This window comes from Winogradskyella litorisediminis (genome assembly GCF_042675765.1).
GTDB lineage: Bacteria > Bacteroidota > Bacteroidia > Flavobacteriales > Flavobacteriaceae > Winogradskyella > Winogradskyella litorisediminis.
In genome coordinates this window covers 327,684-345,357 of the sequence record NZ_JBHTJL010000003.1, presented here as the reverse complement: position 1 = coordinate 345,357, position 17,674 = coordinate 327,684, and the positions used below count along the sequence as shown (strand labels likewise).

At 31.8% G+C, this 17,674-nt stretch carries 16 protein-coding genes; 9 read left to right on the top strand and 7 right to left on the bottom strand.

Annotated features, from left to right (window positions below; all coding sequences use genetic code 11):
* Positions 1-15 precede the first annotated feature (15 nt).
* From ACFQ1Q_RS01675 to ACFQ1Q_RS01645, 7 genes are read left to right on the top strand one after another with little or no spacing between them, the layout of a single operon-like run.
* A complete protein-coding gene (locus ACFQ1Q_RS01675) occupies positions 16-3,162 on the top strand; it encodes an isopeptide-forming domain-containing fimbrial protein (RefSeq protein WP_386127316.1) in 3,147 nt (1,048 codons plus the stop codon).
* A 9-nt stretch (positions 3,163-3,171) separates the two neighbouring features.
* Entirely contained in the window at positions 3,172-4,194 is a 1,023-nt protein-coding gene (locus ACFQ1Q_RS01670; protein WP_386127314.1) for a hypothetical protein, read from the top strand.
* A gap of 29 nt (positions 4,195-4,223) precedes the next feature.
* A complete protein-coding gene (locus tag ACFQ1Q_RS01665) occupies positions 4,224-4,667 on the top strand; it encodes a hypothetical protein (protein ID WP_386127312.1) in 444 nt (147 codons plus the stop codon).
* Positions 4,668-4,685: 18 nt separating this feature from the next.
* Positions 4,686-5,273, top strand: a complete 588-nt coding sequence (locus tag ACFQ1Q_RS01660; RefSeq protein ID WP_386127310.1) for a hypothetical protein — start codon at positions 4,686-4,688, stop codon at positions 5,271-5,273.
* A gap of 18 nt (positions 5,274-5,291) precedes the next feature.
* On the top strand, positions 5,292-5,795 hold the full coding sequence (locus tag ACFQ1Q_RS01655; RefSeq protein ID WP_386127308.1) for a hypothetical protein: 504 nt from the start codon (positions 5,292-5,294) through the stop codon (positions 5,793-5,795).
* Between the two features lie 20 nt (positions 5,796-5,815).
* Positions 5,816-8,662 carry a sensor histidine kinase gene (locus tag ACFQ1Q_RS01650; protein ID WP_386127306.1) on the top strand — a complete coding sequence of 949 codons (2,847 nt, stop codon included), beginning with the start codon at positions 5,816-5,818 and terminating at the stop codon, positions 8,660-8,662.
* A gap of 4 nt (positions 8,663-8,666) precedes the next feature.
* A complete protein-coding gene (locus ACFQ1Q_RS01645; protein ID WP_386127304.1) occupies positions 8,667-9,410 on the top strand; it encodes a LytR/AlgR family response regulator transcription factor in 744 nt (247 codons plus the stop codon).
* Positions 9,411-9,412: 2 nt separating this feature from the next.
* Here ACFQ1Q_RS01645 and ACFQ1Q_RS01640 read toward each other — a convergent pair whose 3' ends face one another.
* Both ACFQ1Q_RS01640 and ACFQ1Q_RS01635 read right to left on the bottom strand, forming a co-directional pair.
* On the bottom strand, positions 9,413-10,039 hold the full coding sequence (locus tag ACFQ1Q_RS01640; protein ID WP_386127302.1) for a hypothetical protein: 627 nt from the start codon (positions 10,037-10,039) through the stop codon (positions 9,413-9,415).
* Positions 10,040-10,049: 10 nt separating this feature from the next.
* Complete coding sequence (locus ACFQ1Q_RS01635) at positions 10,050-12,170, bottom strand: MORN motif precursor (RefSeq protein WP_386127300.1); 2,121 nt, start codon at positions 12,168-12,170, stop codon at positions 10,050-10,052.
* A 147-nt stretch (positions 12,171-12,317) separates the two neighbouring features.
* Here ACFQ1Q_RS01635 and ACFQ1Q_RS01630 point away from each other — a divergent pair, with 147 nt between their 5' ends.
* Together ACFQ1Q_RS01630 and ACFQ1Q_RS01625 are read left to right on the top strand one after the other, a co-directional pair.
* Complete coding sequence (locus ACFQ1Q_RS01630) at positions 12,318-12,656, top strand: DUF4870 domain-containing protein (protein WP_386127518.1); 339 nt, start codon at positions 12,318-12,320, stop codon at positions 12,654-12,656.
* A 119-nt stretch (positions 12,657-12,775) separates the two neighbouring features.
* Entirely contained in the window at positions 12,776-13,558 is a 783-nt protein-coding gene (locus ACFQ1Q_RS01625) for a DUF547 domain-containing protein (RefSeq protein ID WP_386127298.1), read from the top strand.
* A gap of 57 nt (positions 13,559-13,615) precedes the next feature.
* Here the strand turns inward: ACFQ1Q_RS01625 and ACFQ1Q_RS01620 are convergent, their stop codons facing one another.
* The 5 genes from ACFQ1Q_RS01620 to dnaN all read right to left on the bottom strand — a co-directional run bounded on the left by ACFQ1Q_RS01620 (position 13,616) and on the right by dnaN (position 17,637).
* A complete protein-coding gene (locus ACFQ1Q_RS01620) occupies positions 13,616-14,368 on the bottom strand; it encodes a head GIN domain-containing protein (protein ID WP_386127296.1) in 753 nt (250 codons plus the stop codon).
* 5 nt (positions 14,369-14,373) lie between these two features.
* On the bottom strand, positions 14,374-15,423 hold the full coding sequence (locus ACFQ1Q_RS01615) for an acyloxyacyl hydrolase (protein ID WP_386127294.1): 1,050 nt from the start codon (positions 15,421-15,423) through the stop codon (positions 14,374-14,376).
* Between the two features lie 110 nt (positions 15,424-15,533).
* The gene (locus ACFQ1Q_RS01610) at positions 15,534-15,734 is read right to left on the bottom strand and encodes a hypothetical protein (RefSeq protein ID WP_386127292.1); all 201 of its coding nucleotides are present in this window, start codon (positions 15,732-15,734) and stop codon (positions 15,534-15,536) included.
* Between the two features lie 76 nt (positions 15,735-15,810).
* On the bottom strand, positions 15,811-16,461 hold the full coding sequence (locus ACFQ1Q_RS01605) for a hypothetical protein (protein WP_386127290.1): 651 nt from the start codon (positions 16,459-16,461) through the stop codon (positions 15,811-15,813).
* Positions 16,462-16,518: 57 nt separating this feature from the next.
* Positions 16,519-17,637, bottom strand: a complete 1,119-nt coding sequence (gene dnaN, locus ACFQ1Q_RS01600; protein ID WP_386127288.1) for a DNA polymerase III subunit beta — start codon at positions 17,635-17,637, stop codon at positions 16,519-16,521.
* Positions 17,638-17,674 lie beyond the last annotated feature (37 nt).

Genomic DNA, 17,674 nt, shown 5'->3' with positions numbered 1-17,674 from the left:
TAAAGACTTTAAAAAATGAAAAAAATAATAAACATTTTAGTAGTTGCTTTTGCATTAGTTCAAGTAATGCAGGCACAAACGGTAACAAAAACAGCTTCAAAATCATCAGTATTTATTGGAGAAGAATTTCATTATACCATTTCTATAAATAACGTGACTGATTTAAGCAAATTAATTGAGTTTACAGATAAAATAGACCCAGCTTTAGATTTTGTGAGAGTGGAATATAATCCATCGACAGTTTTACTTCAAAATTGGGGGTTTTGCAATGCAATTAATAATTCTTACAATGCTGGTACGAGAGAAGTTAAAGTAGAATTTAATCAATGTAATGGTTCAGCAATACCAAATGGATCTTACAGTTTTAAAATTTATGTAAAGCTTAATAGTCAAGCTTGTAATTATTCAACATTAGATAATCAAGGTGTTTTAAAATTGGCTGATGCCAATATAAAATCGAATACAGAGCAAATTTCTGTAAAAACTCAAATCCCAATACAATTACAGAAAACGTTTAGAAATCTTCAAAATAATGTATTGACTTATGATGTGAGATTGACTTCAAATACTGGGAATTTTGAATTTTTAGACTTTGCAAATTTTACTCCAAAATTCTTTGACGAATTTAATATTCCTAATTGTATAACTCTAACAGGTAATCCAAGCGATATAGAAGTAGAGCATATTACAGACGAATCAGCGATGACAGGTAACACAGTTACGCCAAATATAGCATTTAGCCCAAATGTTGTAACCATGGATTGGAATCTTGACCAAAACTTGAAATCAGCAAGCAGCCTATTATATCAAGTAAAAATTAGATTAGTTAATTGTACGTGTTTTGGCCCAACCTTTACATTGTCCAACACAGCTTATTTTGAAGCAAAAGATAAATGCGGAAATCGAATATTTGAAAAAGAACAATCAATTATTGAGAATATTACCTGTATTAAAGACCCAAACAACCCTAACGGAGGATCTCCGAATATTCCTGTGACCATAAAAGATAGCATTTGTTTTTCTAAAACTTTAAAAATGTATGGTAACGATTTAAACCTTACCATGAAAGGTTGTAAAGGGAAATATACCATTGAAATTAAAAACTGTACGCCTAGATTAAGTTATAATACTATTAAACTCAAAGACATTTTACCAAATCAGGATTTAGATATTGGTCAAATTACGACCTCGAATAATGCTACTGCAAATTTAGCTAACAACAATTTAACAGTTACAAATAATGCTAATATTGCGCCGACGGAGAGTATTATAATTGAGATTTCTTTTAAAACATCTACCAATGTGCCTAATGAATCTATTGATAATTGCGCAACGTTAATAGTAGATGGCGAAGATGAATTAGGAAATCTCTTTACGTTAAATAAAGAATCATGTGCAGAAACATTGCGAACTGTACCAAACTCAGTAGCTATTCAAAGAACTAAAACGATTTGTAACAGTCCAGATAGAACATGTGGTCCATTTGCAATAGATGAATTTTTGCCAGGAGATACAGTTGAGTATGCGCTTCATTTTTATAATTACGGTCTTGCAGAAGCCAAAGACATTAATCTTGAAGATGCTCTTCCTACACATTTTACAATTGATGATATTAATACTGATGTAAGAATATTTAAATCTAAAACTAGACAGACTTCTATTTCTACATGCGACACGTCAGATTTTAAGGATGTGACAAGCACAGTAGCCAAAAGATTTAATTCAAATACCAATCTATTGAATATTGATTTTGGCAATAAGCATAGACTGAATGAGTTTACGTGCGATGGTGTTGTGCAATACATCGTTAAGGTTAAAGCCAAAATTAAACCCGATGCACCAACAGGTTTGTACGAAAATATTTACAGGCTTGACTATATAGATTCTAATCTTGGCGGAAGGCAATCTTTATTATCTAATAAAGCTTCAATTCAAATTAATAGAGATAATCTAGTGATGGCTTATAAGTCTATGGATGCCGATACAAAAAATTGTGATTTAAATACACAAAAGGTGACTTATTCTATATTGTTGGCTAATCTAGGAAGTATTCCAGTAACAGCTGATATTACAGACCGTTTAACGGTACCAAATAATATTACAGTAACAAGTTTTGGAAATTTTAAAGAATGTATAAGTATAGGAGCAGGACCATTATGTTCGCCGAGCACGCCATTTTCGCCAACAGCTGCAACCGCAACAGGATTTGATTATATCGGTGTTGTTTTACAACCTTGCGAGGCTAGAGTTATAAGTTACGAATTCGAATATAATTTTGCACAATTGCCAAATAACGAAACAGTTCAGGTTTGTAATGATGCAAAAGTGAAAACCTATATAGATGGTCCACAATCTTCAATTGTAAAACCCGTTTTATTATCAGATACCTCTTTAATTCAGCAATATTTAAATGCAGGTTCTAGAAAAGAACAACTCGATATTGTTGAGGTAGCAAAAGCATTACAACAAAATCCTGAAATTGTAAATTTCGATACACCTCAAAAAAGCCAAAATTATCAAGCGGCACTTCAGAAAAACATAGATTTCGGTACGCAGAGTTTACCTCAAAAATGTATCACAATTTCAGATTGTGTTAAAAATAAAGAAGCAGATTGTATTGTAGATGGCAATGGTAGTTTCGATTTTAATATCATAGGTGTGTCTAGAAACGGAGATATTTCAACCACATTGAATAATAATTCTCAAGAAAAAATAATGAAGATTGAGTATGTGCTTAATGATATTAAACCTGTAAATCCATGTATACCAAATGTATTCTATTTTAACGGAAGACCTTTTGTTTATGGTTGTTTCGGCGCATGTAATAGAAACATCTCAGGTCGTTTTATCAGCACAAGTCCGCCACCAAGTCCAGGCAGTTGGTTAGTAAACCAACCTCCGATTATAGGTAACTATAGCCAAACAAATAAGGTTGAGTATAGCGGAATGCCACATGCTGTAACACAAGATAATAGAACATTTAAGTTTCCAACAAGTTTAAACTGTAATGGTATTTACGAATATTCAATAACAGCAGTAGTCTATTTCGAGGATTGTAGCATCTGTTACGTTACAGATTATTACAAATATTTTGCAAGCTACAAACCAACGCATCTTGGTGGTGGCATAATACTGAATGGTGGATTTTCTACTAAAATGTAAATCAATATTATGAAAACGACTAAATACATATTTGCAATAATTATTTCAATTGTATTGCTTGCATGCGATAGTGATGATGGTATTAATACTAATAATAATCAATCTGATGGTCTTTTGGTAATCACCTCAGACGTAACTCAGACGCCTTCAGTGACATTTTCATTAGATAGTATAAGTAAACCTATTTCATCTCCCGTGGTATTTAATACCATCAGAACTGATGTGCAACAGAATTTTTTCGGAGTGTCGACAAAGCCATTAAATTATGATGCTTACGATAGTAATTCAAACACTTATTTTATCGAATTTCCAAGAGAACAACGCATTTATAAATACGATTTAAATGCTCAAAGTAGACAAGAGTTTGTCATCTCAGGATTTTATTCGGCGCCTATATTTGATAATGGTAATTTATATGCAATAACCGTAGATAATTTTGGAAGTGGAAATAATCCTGTCAATTATAGTATCGATACTATAAACCAGGCAGATGGTTCTTTATCAATAAATACGTCTAGTTCATTCCCTTTACTTAGTCGTTTTGATTGGAATTATATGTCATCTGCATCAAACAGAACAGGTACACTTTACTTTTTATCAGGAACTAATTTGGTGAGTTATACTATTAATTCAAATACGACAGCGCATACGGAATTATCTCCCAATTTCAATGCTACAACTAGTTTTGAAGAATTCTATGGTTTAGAATATCGAAGAAACGGTAATTTATTAGCAATAAGAGAGCAAAATGGTGTCAATGGCGTAAGATTAGAGTTAGTCCAACTAGATATTAATAATCTTACTTCTGCACCATTAGTTTTGTATGATTTTATATCTAATAACAATAGCATTGATAAAGAGCGCTATTCTACAACTTATGATGCTTTTGATGATACATATTGTATAACAACATCAGACACATCAAATCCAAATGTTAGTTTCTTTAAAGAAATAGATTTAGCCAACAGTACAACTTCAAGCCAAAGTATTCCTTTTTATTTAATTGGCTTAACATCTAAAAACAATAATTAAAAACAAGTATAACTTAAAATTCAAAAATCATGAAAACTTTAAAAAATTCCTTAATCGTTTTATGCGCCATCTTATTATTTAATTGTGATAATGATGATGCCAATAATCCAAACAATAATGCGTGCACTTTCGCCGGTTTAACCTATGTAGATACTAATGGCAATATTGTACAACAATACACGGATACATCGATGATTACTGACTTTTTTCCAAACGCGTTGGGTCAAGGCGTTGGTCAGATAGAAATTGGTGAATCTGGCGCTCAGGCCATGACAAACTTTGTTACAAACATCGTCACACAAAATGCATCTGGACCAGGAACTATTACCTTAAACGGGAATACGTATAATAATGCTACAGTAACATGTCAGCGTGCAGGCACCAATGTTGGCGATGAGTTTAGGTTTGATGTAGTTATACCTAATGTAGGCGAGGCAGAGTTTTGCGTAACGATTGATAGCGTATCACCATAATCATCTAAATTTTTTAATATGAAAATTTTATCAAGACTATCAGGTCTAGCGCTATTGTTATTATTGGCTTGTGGAAGTCAAGGCTTAACCAAGACAGAAGCATTAGCCGTAATGAAGCAAATGGAAGTTGAGAGACCAATGCAAACCACAAGATTTATTCCTGTTGGTCAGGTGTCATTAAAGAATTCTGGCTCTGGAGTTTCAGAACTTAATAAGTTACGCCAATTAGAACAACAAGGTGTTATAACCATTACAACAGGTGCGAGTAAAACCTTGACTTTTGGAACAAGAACGGAAGTCCATACGATTTACACCATTGCAATTAAACCACAATACCAAAATTTTATTATTAAACAACAAGGCAATTCTGCACAAGTGCAAACTGCATATAGAGATACAAAATCTATACTTGAAGTCAATATGGTAAATGAAAGACAAGCAATAGTTACAGCTGAGTTTGAAAAAGTGAAAACACCATTTTACGATGCGTCATCAGATAACGCTTTGCTGAAGAGTAGAAACGGTGTCTATTCTCACAAAGTAAAATTCAGAAAATCGGATACAGGAAAATGGTCTTGCGATTGGTTAGATTCAGAAGGTATTTAAACTTTTAAATTTATAATTATGAAAAATAGAGTTTTAGCACTCATCTGTATTTTAGCAATAACATTATCTATATCATGTGAAGGTGATGACGACGCAACACAACGAGGTTCTGAAACTATTGAAGTTTTTATAGATGGTGCAACAGTGCCTGTTGAATTTTCAACGAACATAACAGCAGACGATTTTCCTGTTGCACCACAAACAGGATTTTCTAATATTTTTAGAATCACGTCTCAAGACACGAGTACAAATCCTTTTTTGTTTCAGTTTGGACCATCTAATGCAAATCCGTTTACAGTGACGGTACCAAGTTCTGAAACGATTTCAGGACCTGTTTCTGGGCGTTTGCAAATATTTGGAGTAGATATAGATGACGCTGCAGCTAACAATTTAACTTTTAGTTATGTGGCTTTTGGACCAAATACTGGTGACACCATTGAGATAAATATCACAGGTACTTATTTTGATAACAGCTCTGTACAACATACCATTTCTGTAGTTATTGATATTGTAAGAGATTAATTTTCTAGTATCTTTAAAATGTGATTAAAAAACTAACCATTCTTTTCCTTTTTGTATGCTGGGTAGGTTCTGCCCAAAAACCAATACCTCTCACTGTAGATGATGGTTTGCCTAGTAACCACGTCTACGATGTGTTGGAAGATAACGATGGTTTTATTTGGTTTGCAACAAATCGTGGTGTCTCTAGATATAATGGGGAAACTTTTAAAAATTTCACCATTAAAGACGGTTTGCAAAATAATGATATTTGGTTATTGGAAAAAGACCATAGAAACCGTATATGGTTTATTTCTAAAAGTAAATACCAAAGTTATTTTGAAAATGATAGTATCCATAAGGTAAAAACTAGTAATAATAAAGTAATTGCGCCTTATGTAGTATCAAGCAAATTAGAAACTTATTTCGCTTTTCAGTCATTTTATAAATTAGAAAATAATGTATTGAAGGAATATCCCAGACATGATTCAATACAATCAAGAAAGTTGTATTTTAAAAAAAGAGGATATACTCATTTAAATGATGATTTTATAAGTAAAAACTCATTAACTCTAGATGAAAATCAAATACGTCTTTTTAATAATAAACATGAAGAAGTAAGCAATTTTAGATTATCAGTACCTATAAAACCTTTAGTTGCGTGTTTCGAAGTTTTAGGTGAAAAATCAATTTTTTTAATATTTTCAGAAAATGGGATTTTATTAACAGATGGCAAAGACAATTACAAATTTCACCCATTTAAAACTTATCAATATAAAACGATATTAGACAAACTATATTATAAAATAAATGATAACATACTGCAAATTACTATTGACAATCAATTGTTAAGATTTGATACTGATTACAATTTAATTGAAACCATAGAATTGCCTAAAGAAAATAACGCGACACGCGCTTACAAAGATAGCCATGGTAATTTATGGACTGTTAGCTCAAATAAGGGTGTGTATTTAATAAATAATACTCAAAAAAGCTCTGCTTACTTTTTAGAAAACAAAGCAACTAAAAGAATTGGAAATATTGGCAACCAGTTGCATGTAGGTACCAATCAAGACGGCATTTATAAGCTGGAAAATAATAAGGCAAGACGCCTTTCTAATCTGAATAAAAAGAAACAGAATATTTATCAAATAAAAAATAATATGATTGTATCATCTTATGATTTGTATTCGTTTTCAAAAAATGATATAACACCGTTAAAATATGAATATTTTCAAGATGAAACTTTAAATTATAAAGATGTCATTTTCAAAAATGATAGTACTTATCTTATTACAAATGCTGGTTTCTCAAAATTATCAAAACAAAGCAATATCGTAAGTTATATTGATAGAAAAATTGGTTTAATTGAGCTTGAGACTTTTAAAAATAGAATATATCTTGGTGGAAGCGATGGGTTAAGCGTTTTGCAAAATGACAGCATTGTAAAGCCTAGCATAAAACATGAAATTTTACAAACGAATATTAATTATATTCAAAAAGAAGGAAACTACCTTTATGTAGCTACAGACGGTCAAGGTGTTTATTTATATAATGAAGAAGAAGTAATTCCTCTTAAAAACACTTCAGATTTATTTGTACAAAAAGTAGTAAAACAAAATGAAGACCTTTGGTTAGCAACCCAGAATGGTGTGCTTAAAGTAACTCTGAATAATAATAATTTAGAAGCCTCAAAAATTACAGACCGTTTTGTAGAATCAGATGGTTTACTACAGACAAATACTAATGATATTTTTATAGTTGGTGATACCTTATACGCTGCAAGCGATTTGGGATTAGCAAAGCTTAATGTTAACAATCCCATTTACAAACAACAACCCAACATATATTTTAATACTAAAAGTGATACGTTAGTTTACAAAAATGGCGCTAGAGATAATATATCAATTTCATTTGCGGCTTTAGATTTTAAAAATCAACAAAACATAAAATACAAATATAAATTAGAGCCAACACGAACGGATTGGACAATTACAAATACAAAAACGTTAAACTTCTCAAACCTTTCGCCTAATTTATACGAGTTAAAAGTATTAGCGCGTGACCAGCATTTTAACACCACTGTTGTAAAACAATACTTAAAAATTATTCCTAAATGGTGGCAAACTATTTATGCAAAAATAGGTTTTGTAATCTTAGGATTATCCAGTTTTGTAATCATGTATTTTGTTTTAAAAAAACAAATTAAAAAACGCGAATATGAGCGCACAGAAAGAGAAAAGCGTACCGCAGGTCTAGAGTTACAAGCGTTACGTAGCCAAATGAATCCTCATTTTGTACATAATTCTTTAAATGCTATTCAGTATTTTATACAACGAAATGAGGTGGAATTTTCTGAGAATTACTTGTCTAAATTTTCAAAATTAATTCGCTTGTTTTTTGAATATTCAAGAGAGCAAAACATTACCATAGCACAAGAAATTGAGTTGCTTCAACTGTATCTAGATATCGAAAAGTTGAGGTTTGAAGATAAGCTGAATTATGATATTTACGTGAGTGATGAGTTTGAAACTGAAGAACAAACCATACCTTCAATGTTGTTACAACCGATTGTGGAAAATGCGCTGAATCATGGTTTATTTCATAAAAAGGAAAATGGTTATATAAAAATTACGTTTAAATATATAGATGAAACCACCTTCAAAGTTTCTGTACTAGACGACGGTATTGGTATTAATAAGGCGAAAGAAATTTTTAAAACGTCGACCAAAAATTACAATTCTAACTCTTCTGCAGTATTAAAAGAACGTTTGGATTTATTGAATAAAACAGATGCTATTAGTATTGATTATAGCATACAAGATTGCTCAGAAATTGACCCAAAAACCACAGGCACATTAGTTAACCTAACTTTTAAAACCAACTAACAAAATGCAGATAAATGCCATCATAATTGATGATGAACGAAAGGCGATTGCCATTCTAAAAAATAAATTAGAACGTCTTTGTCCTAATGTTAATATTATTGCCGAAACTCAAGACCCAAAAGATGCTATTGCGTTGGTTGAAGCCAAAAATCCGCATTTGGTGTTTTTAGATGTAGCGATGCCAGAACTTAGTGGTTTTGATGTATTATCTAAAATTAAAAAACCAAATTTTGAAATTATATTCGCCACGGCCTTTGATAACTACGCTATTGAAGCAATCAAACATTGTGCTATCGGATATCTAGTAAAACCAATAGACAATGTAGATTTAGTGACAGCAGTTAAAAAAGCGATTGATAATATAGAAGAGAAATCAGCTTTAGAAAAAAATAAGTTACTAATTGACAATTTAGGCGTACAAACTTTTCAGGATAAAAAGATTGTAATACCATCGCAAGATGGATTAGAGTTTGTAAAGATTTCAGAAATTATTCATTTAAAGGGTGATAATGGCTACACGCATATTTACATAGAAAACCGAAAATCTATATTAAGTTCCAATAGCATTGGGCATTTTAATAAAATTTTGGATAATCAATCGTTTTATTTAATCCATAAATCACATTTAATTAATCTAAGCTATATAGAAAAATATTTAAATGAAGGTTACGTACAATTATCAAATGGCTCAAAACTGCCAGTATCTCGTAACCGACGTCAAGAATTTTTAAATAGCTTAAAAAGCTAGATTTACAAATATTTAAACGTTTCCCAAACGGTAGAAATATCTAATTTTTCAATAAAATCTTTGTACTCGTTAATATTTTGGTCGTCTCTCGCGGACATAAAAAACATGATTTGTGTAGATGCTTTAGGGTTTGGATTTGGTCTTATAACGGCATTGAAATAATAACGACCAACAAACTCATCAAATAAACCCTCATCCATACTAGCAATAGCTGTAAGTGCCAAATGGTCGTTATTATCTAGTTTAATGTAGCCAATTTTGCTTTCTTCCATTTTGTAACCAGCACCTTCAAGCATGTCTTTAACTTGTCCTAAAAATGACTTAGCTGTGTCTTCAAAATCGGTTTGTCCTTTTATGTCAATGTATCCAAAGGAACACATTTCTATAATTTCATTCTTGTCATTTTTTTTCTGAATCATACCGTAAGAAGAGGTTTTCTTTCCAGGTTGCGGCTTATCAAAATTTAACGAGGTTGGAATTTCAACTTTAAAGTGAACTTCAGGCTTGTTAATACTTTTAGCAAATTCTGGAGTAACTTCGTAAGTTTTTGTTTCTATTGTTTTGTTTTGACAATTGGTCAACGATACTTGAACCGTAAAAGCGAGAATAATTAGTAATATTTTTTTCATTATTTAAAATTTAATAATCTCTTATTTTTGCGCCTTTGTTATTAAAAACACCTTTTACAGTATTTCCAGATTTTTTATAGGTCATCCGGCCTAATCCATCAATGCGGTCATCTGTAAACATACCCCTAAATACTGAACCATCGACGTAAGTATAAATACCAAAACCATTGCGTTTGCCACCGATTGTGTATGCGCCAGTATATGCGCTATTGTTATTCCAAGAATATGAACCTACGCCATAACGCTGACTATTTTTAAAGAACCCAAAGTAAACATCACCATTGGAGTACTCATATTTTCCAAAACCATTTGAGCATTCGCCTGTGCAGCTTCCAACTTTTTTAGTGTTTAGATAATCTTGGTCTTGCTTTTCTACTAATTTTCCATTTTCAAAACGACCAGCGGTTGTTATGTAATTTTTATCATCCATGGTATATCCCAAACCATGTTGTTTACCATCTTTCCATTCGCCAACGTAACTATTTCCGGTAGACCATTTGTAATAACCAAAACCATGTCTACGATTATTTACATATTCGCCATGATAAAAAGCGTTATTTGGATATTGGATATACGCAACGCCATTTATTGCACCATCTTTAAATGTGGCATCTGTAGTAATATTATTTACTTTGACTTGTCCCCAGCCATTTTGACAATCACCAATTGAACAGTTATAATCTGTTGGAGAAGATGCAGTTTGAGTCGTTTGGGTTTTAGGTGTAGGTGTTACTGAAGATACTGAATTTTGAGTGTCTAACTCGCCATTATAAGGTCGTCCTTCATAGATTTTATTATTTTGCGCAGTTCTAAAACCAGTAAGAATATATAAGGGTTTATTATCTAAAAAGATTACTGGGTCGCCATTAGTTAAATATTCGAAACGTGCTTTTTTATAGTCGATATGTTTACCTTCTACAACAATAAAAAAGTTGTCTTTTTCAAGCTCACGCAAATACAGTATGGAGTTTTCGTTGGTTGTAAACAATCGCATGGTTTTAAGCGATTGATTTTTTATGTTTTGATAATTATCAACAACATAAGTGCGCCCTTCAGATTTGTCGATACGATAATCTACCATATGTGGTCCAATAAATGCAAATTCACGAGATTTTACTCTGTTTTCGCCATGTACATAATTGATAAACTTTCCGTCATAAGAGCAACTTATCATAGGTTCTCCTTTAGATAAAATTGAAGTAGCTTCTATTCGCGTTTCTAAGGTATGGTCATCAGGATTTCCAAGCGGAATTACATAGTAGGTTTGCGTTAAACCGTCATAAATTAGTTTTTCATTTGGTCGTACACTCTTGCTTATTTTTAAAGCACTATCTCTTTCTCCATCAATAAATACAGTCTCTAATTTTGGTTGGTCTTTAGTATTGTAAGGTTTGTAGTAGCCAAATTCTATTTTTATGTTTTTATTGGCATCACTATAGTATCGATTAAAGGTTTTAAACTCTTTTGCATTTGGCTCATTTGCTGCATAAAAATTAATTTTATTTCCTTTTTTATCAGTATCAACAATATACTCGTAAGTGCCACTTGCAAGTTCTTCTTTTACTAAAAAACCATTTTTATAGTGATAACTGCCTTTAAATCCTGGCATTTTGTTGGCATTTAAGTACTGCACCGAAACAATTATATTACTACCTTTTTTATCATAGGTATAATCGCGTTGCTGATAAAACACACCTTTCTTATTGATGACCTCTTTGATAATTCTATTTTGGGAATCGTAGGTATAAAATTTTTCATCTCCATAAGAATTTTTTTCAAATACTAGTAAATAATTACTATCAAACTTATATTCATTAGTGCTTCCGCTTTTGTACTTAAATTTTATGATGTTGCCTCGAGAATCATATTTAAATTCATCTCCATAATTGTTACCAGTTATTCTGCCATCATTATTTTCGTAATAGTAGCGTGTCCCGTAGTTGTAAATTATATTACCAGCTTTGTCAAAAATCTTTCCGGCAGAGGAATAAATATCGCCTTTTAAATAAAAATGTTCTTTTTTGTGTTTAAAGCCAATCGGATTTCTCGGCGCATTTACCATATCAATAACTTGAGAAAATCCAAATTGAATAGACAGTAGAATAATAAGGAGTGTTTTAATAGCTTTCATAATATCAAATTTATTCTGCTGTAAAACTACTTTTACTTATCTTTTTATGGAATACGAAAAATTGCGTATATCTGTAACATTTTTATAATTTACGCGTCATATAGGTAAAAATTATCAATCATGGAATCAAATTATTATCAAGTATCAATGCGTAAAGACAATCAATTATTGGTTATAACGCATTTGTGTCAATTACTTACTGCCTTTACTGGTTTTGGTGGTTTAGTGGTACCATTAATTTTATGGTTAACTCAAAGAGACAGTGTAGAAGGCATGAACGAACACGGAAAAGCGATACTCAACTTTCAGATAAGTATTATTATTTATTCACTAATTAGTATTCCACTTATATTGTTGTTTGGATTAGGAATTTTAACCTTAATATTAATCGGAATTTTCTCTATCATTTTTCCAATTATAAACGCTATAAAAGCTAGTAATGGCGAAATGCCAAGCTATCCATTATCTCTGAATCTTATTAGTTAGTTATTTGTTATGGAGATAATAAGAAAGGCTTTCTTTACAGAAAGCCTTTTTTGGTATAAGAGTTAATGTAATTTTTTTTGCCATTAAACGACCATTTTAAAAAATAGTAATATTGATGTATGAAAAATTTTAAATTACAAATAGGATTATTGGCATTTATTTTATTGAGTGCTACATCGTGCATTTCGGCAAAAGGCATCAACGTAAAAAAAGTAGATGATACGTTTCAAAGCGCGTCTAAGAATGAAATAGACCATAGTAAATGGGATAAACTTCTTAAAAAACACGTAAAAACAAATGGTTTGGTAGACTATAAAGGTTTTAAAGCCGACAAATCTGATTTGGATGCTTATGTAAAATTTCTTAGCAAACAAATACCAAATAAAAAATGGAATACAGCAGAACAATTAGCATATTTTATCAACGTTTACAATGCCAATACAATAAAACTTATTGTAGATAATTACCCTGTTGAAAGTATAAAAAAAGTGGATGCAACGATTTCACCGTTTTTAAAGAACTTTATTTTTATTGGTGAAAAGGAATTTTCATTAGCAGATATTGAAAAAGGAATTCTTCAAAAAATGAACGAACCTCGAATTCACTTTGCCATTAATTGTGCATCAATTTCATGTCCTAAATTATTAAATGAGGCTTACACCGCAAAAAATGTCGATGAGCTCATGGATAAGGCAGCAAAAGAATTTATAAATTCTGATAAAAATGAAATTTCTGAAAACAGTGTCAAACTTTCGGAAATTTTTAAATGGTATAAAAAAGACTTTTTACAAAATGCATCGTCTGTAATTGAGTATGTAAATAGATATTCTGAAGTAAAAATAAATTCAAATACTGAAATTTCTTATATTGAATACGATTGGGGATTAAATGATACAAAGTAATTTTTTCTATAAATATTATAAATCCTGTTGAAAAACGGGATTTTTTATGTTTAAGAATTACTCAACAATTAAACGGCCTGTATATAATTCTTCAACATTTAAAACTGTTGGTGTGTTTGTAATACGCACATCGCCAGTGCTTAAAATGCTACCTGTTAAGCTATTTTGCGGATTTAAGATAATGTCATTGGTACCACGATGAAAAAGCGTCGTGTTTTCAACACTAAGATTTCTACCTTCAAAACGACCATCACCAAATAAAAAGTTGATATCAAGATTGGTTACATTTCCTGTTAAAAAGAAATTACTCAAATTATTCTGAATGATTTTTAAATTCTGAACGTCCAAGTCCAATCTGAAATCGCCATTGGTATTAAAGGCATCTTCTTCTTCTTCTAAATCTTCTGAAATTAATAATAAATTAGGATAAGAAAGCACACCAACAGACAAAACTTCTAGTCCTGATGCATTTCGTATTTCAGTCACATTTGGTGCCGAAACAAAAACTTTTGTAATACCATAATCTCTAGAAATGTTACAAGCATTTTCATTATCAATGATTAATCTTCCGTTGGCGTTGACAAAAACAGAAATATCATTTTCTAAATTTTCTCCTGTTTCTAAAGTCACTGAAAATTGACCTTCTGAAACTATAAGTTGACTGCGTTGCAAAACTGTGATTTTATCAAAACCGTTCAAATCATATTCAACCTGAATAATTTCACCAGCTGCTTGAAAACAATCGGGAACATCTGCATTGTCACAAGTAAATACAGATAATAGTGCAATTATGTATATTATTTTTTTCATTGTTTTTAAAGTCTAATTCCTACACCAAATTCAACAGCTTCAGCCTTTGCGCCATGCGAATGCACATTGATAACACCAAACCATTTATCAGAGAAATAACGTTTCAAACCTAAACGGTTATAAATTCGGCTTTCAAATTCAACTGGCCAATATAAATAATAGCCTAAATGTGTGATGAAAGCGATTTTATTAAATCGCAGTTCGTGCCCAGCAAAAATACCAACACGTTTAAAATCAGTATCAGCACTTACATTATTTTCTGGGAAAGCGATGGATTGATGCTCAACAAATTCTTTCAAAAAATAAGACACAAACAATTCGGTACCAACCAAAAATGTGCTTTTATGGTTGATGCGTTTATCTGCAAATGCTGTAAATACGTAAAACGGAAACTGTCCGCTACCATTAACGTCACTCTCATTAATTCCACTTCTAAATACGAAATTGTATTTTACAGGTTCGCTGTATTTAGTGCGTTCGCCTTCGGGAATGTATTCAGGGAAATTTTCTCCATCAAACGTGTAATTTAATCCAGCAGAAAATGCGAATGTGTTTGTACTATTGTTCGGCGCTCTAAGATTGGCGTTGGAGTAGTGGATGATGGTTACACCTGCATTTACACCTAATCCTTTGTAAATATTTTCCTTTATATAATCAAACTTTAGATATGTACTGCTTAATAAATGTGAGCCGTATGCATTATTTAAAAAATTATCATTTTTATCATAGGGTTTATTAGCATAAGCAATACCTTGTCCAATTCTAAACACCAAACTTCTATTTAGAAAATAAAAATTAAAATGACCATAGAGACTAAAGACTTCACCTAAGTTATAATTCTTCATGTCTTGGTAAGCCATAGAAAAACCCCAATCTGGGTAATTGTAACGGCGTTCCCAGTCGTTAAATCCGTAGGTTTTACGATTGTAGCTTAAAATAAAACCAGTTGGATGTTCCGTAATTAAATGCGAAATATCAGGATTGTGCTGCAAAATAGTTCCATAAAAGGGACTAAAATCTACGGAAACTGGCTTTTTCTCTTCGGTTTGAGCCAAAAGTGTAGTGCAAAAAAAGCTTCCTATTAAAACAATAAAACTGCATTTAAAAGGAAGATTGAATTGGTTTTTGATGATAGTTAATTTTTTAAAATTGCTAAATAAAATTTTTATTTTTTTCGACCAATAAAACTACCAACAAGTGCCACGACGCCAAGAGCAATTGCGATATAAGCGTTGTTGTTATCTTGAACTTCGGCATTTAACGGACCAATGTCTATCGAAGCTTCTGGAGCAATCATTTGGTAAATACCGTAACCAACAAGAATAACACCAACAACAAGTAAAATGGTTTGTACTGTTTTGTTCATAATAAATTGAATTGATTAGTGGACTGACAAGATACTCGAATAATTTGAGATTTGTTAAACAGTCTTAAAATTCATTCTATCTATTTTCCTTTGTCCCAATCCAAACATCATTCTGCTTAAATGAATAACTCACATAACCATTGCCGTCATCATAAACGCGTGCACCTTCTTTTATTTTTCGTTTGTACCAACTTTGGTAGTAATGATAGTCTTCTTCATTGGCGTAATCGTCAACTTCCATAGCCAAATCGTCATTTGTAAAATGACCTTCATCGTGCCCGAAAATCCAATTAAATTGCTCTAATTCAGATTTGAATTTGCCATAATTCTGTATTGGTAATTTGCGTTGTTCTTCAGGTCTAAAAAAGGTATCTTCATAAAAATGAAGAAAATCGTCAATGGCACAAACCACTTGCGATTTTTCAATTTTTGGTTCTGTTAGCCAAATTGCTAAATAATAAGGCTTATTAAGTGTTTTTAGTTTTGCTTCCCAACTGTTGTAAATTTCCAATAAACTTTTAATAATTTCTTTTCTGAATTTACCATAAGGTGAAGGAATATCAGACTGTAACATAGAAATATCACAGAACGGACTGACGTAAACCTTACAGTAATTGCGTTGCCGAGATGCGAGATAGTCTAAATCTAAATCTAGATTGTAATTTTTCCAGATTTGGATGTCTTTTTCTATAAATTTCGTGTTTCGTATTTTTTTATAACGAATCATATTTTTTTGATATAAAAAAAGCTCACCGTTTGGTGAGCTTTTGTAGATTTTATGGTTTTAGTTATTAAGCATAACTGGCATAACCAGCATCGTTACATGCTCGCCTTCATCTAAACCATCAGTCGGTGTTAAAATACCAGCGCGGTTTGGTAAGCTCATTTCTAACTGAACGTTGTCCGAACTTAAGTTATTTATCATCTCTGTTAAAAAACGGGAGTTGAAACCAATTTGCATGTCATCACCTTGGTAATCGCAGCTTAAGCGCTCTTCGGCTTTGTTGCTATAATCGATATCTTCAGCAGAAATATTTAATTCGGCACCAGCGATTTTTAAACGAATTTGATGAGTAGTTTTATTTGAAAATATACTCACACGACGAACAGAATTTAAAAATTGCGTACGGTCGATAACCAATTTGTTAGGATTCTCATTTGGAATAACAGCTTCGTAATTTGGATATTTTCCATCGATTAAACGGCAAACCAATTCAGAATTATTGAAAGTGAATTTTGCGTTAGAATCGTTATACTCAATCGTTACATCATCTTCGCTTCCTGCAAGAATTCCTTTTAAAAGATTTAAAGGTTTCTTAGGCATAATAAATTCGGCAACGGCATCTGCAGAAACATCTTCGCGAGTGTATTTTACTAATTTGTGAGCATCAGTAGCTACAAAAGTTAAATTTTCTTGCGAAAACTGAAAGAAAACACCACTCATTACAGGACGTAAATCATCGTTTCCTGCAGCAAAAATGGTTTTACTGATTGCAGTTGCTAAAATATCAGCTTCAAGTTTTGTTGTGCTTGGATCATCTAAAGCAACAGCCTTTGGGAATTCAGCGCCATCAGCATACGCCAAGGCGTATTTACCGTGATTAGAGCTGATTTCAACCGTGTTGTTATCTTCAACAACAAAAGTTAATGGTTGCTCAGGAAATGTTTTTAACGTGTCTAAAAGTAAACGTGCTGGTAAAGCGATACTACCTTCAGAATCACTTTCGACTTCAATTTTTGAAGCCATTGTTGTTTCTAAATCACTTGCCGAAACGGTAAGGCTTGACTGGTTTAATTCAAACAAAAAATTATCTAAAATTGGTAAGGTGTTACTGCTGTTTATCACGCCACCTAAAACCTGGAGTTGCTTTAGTAAATAAGTACTTGATACTATAAATTTCATAGGATTTAATTCCGAATTTTTAACATTCAATATTACT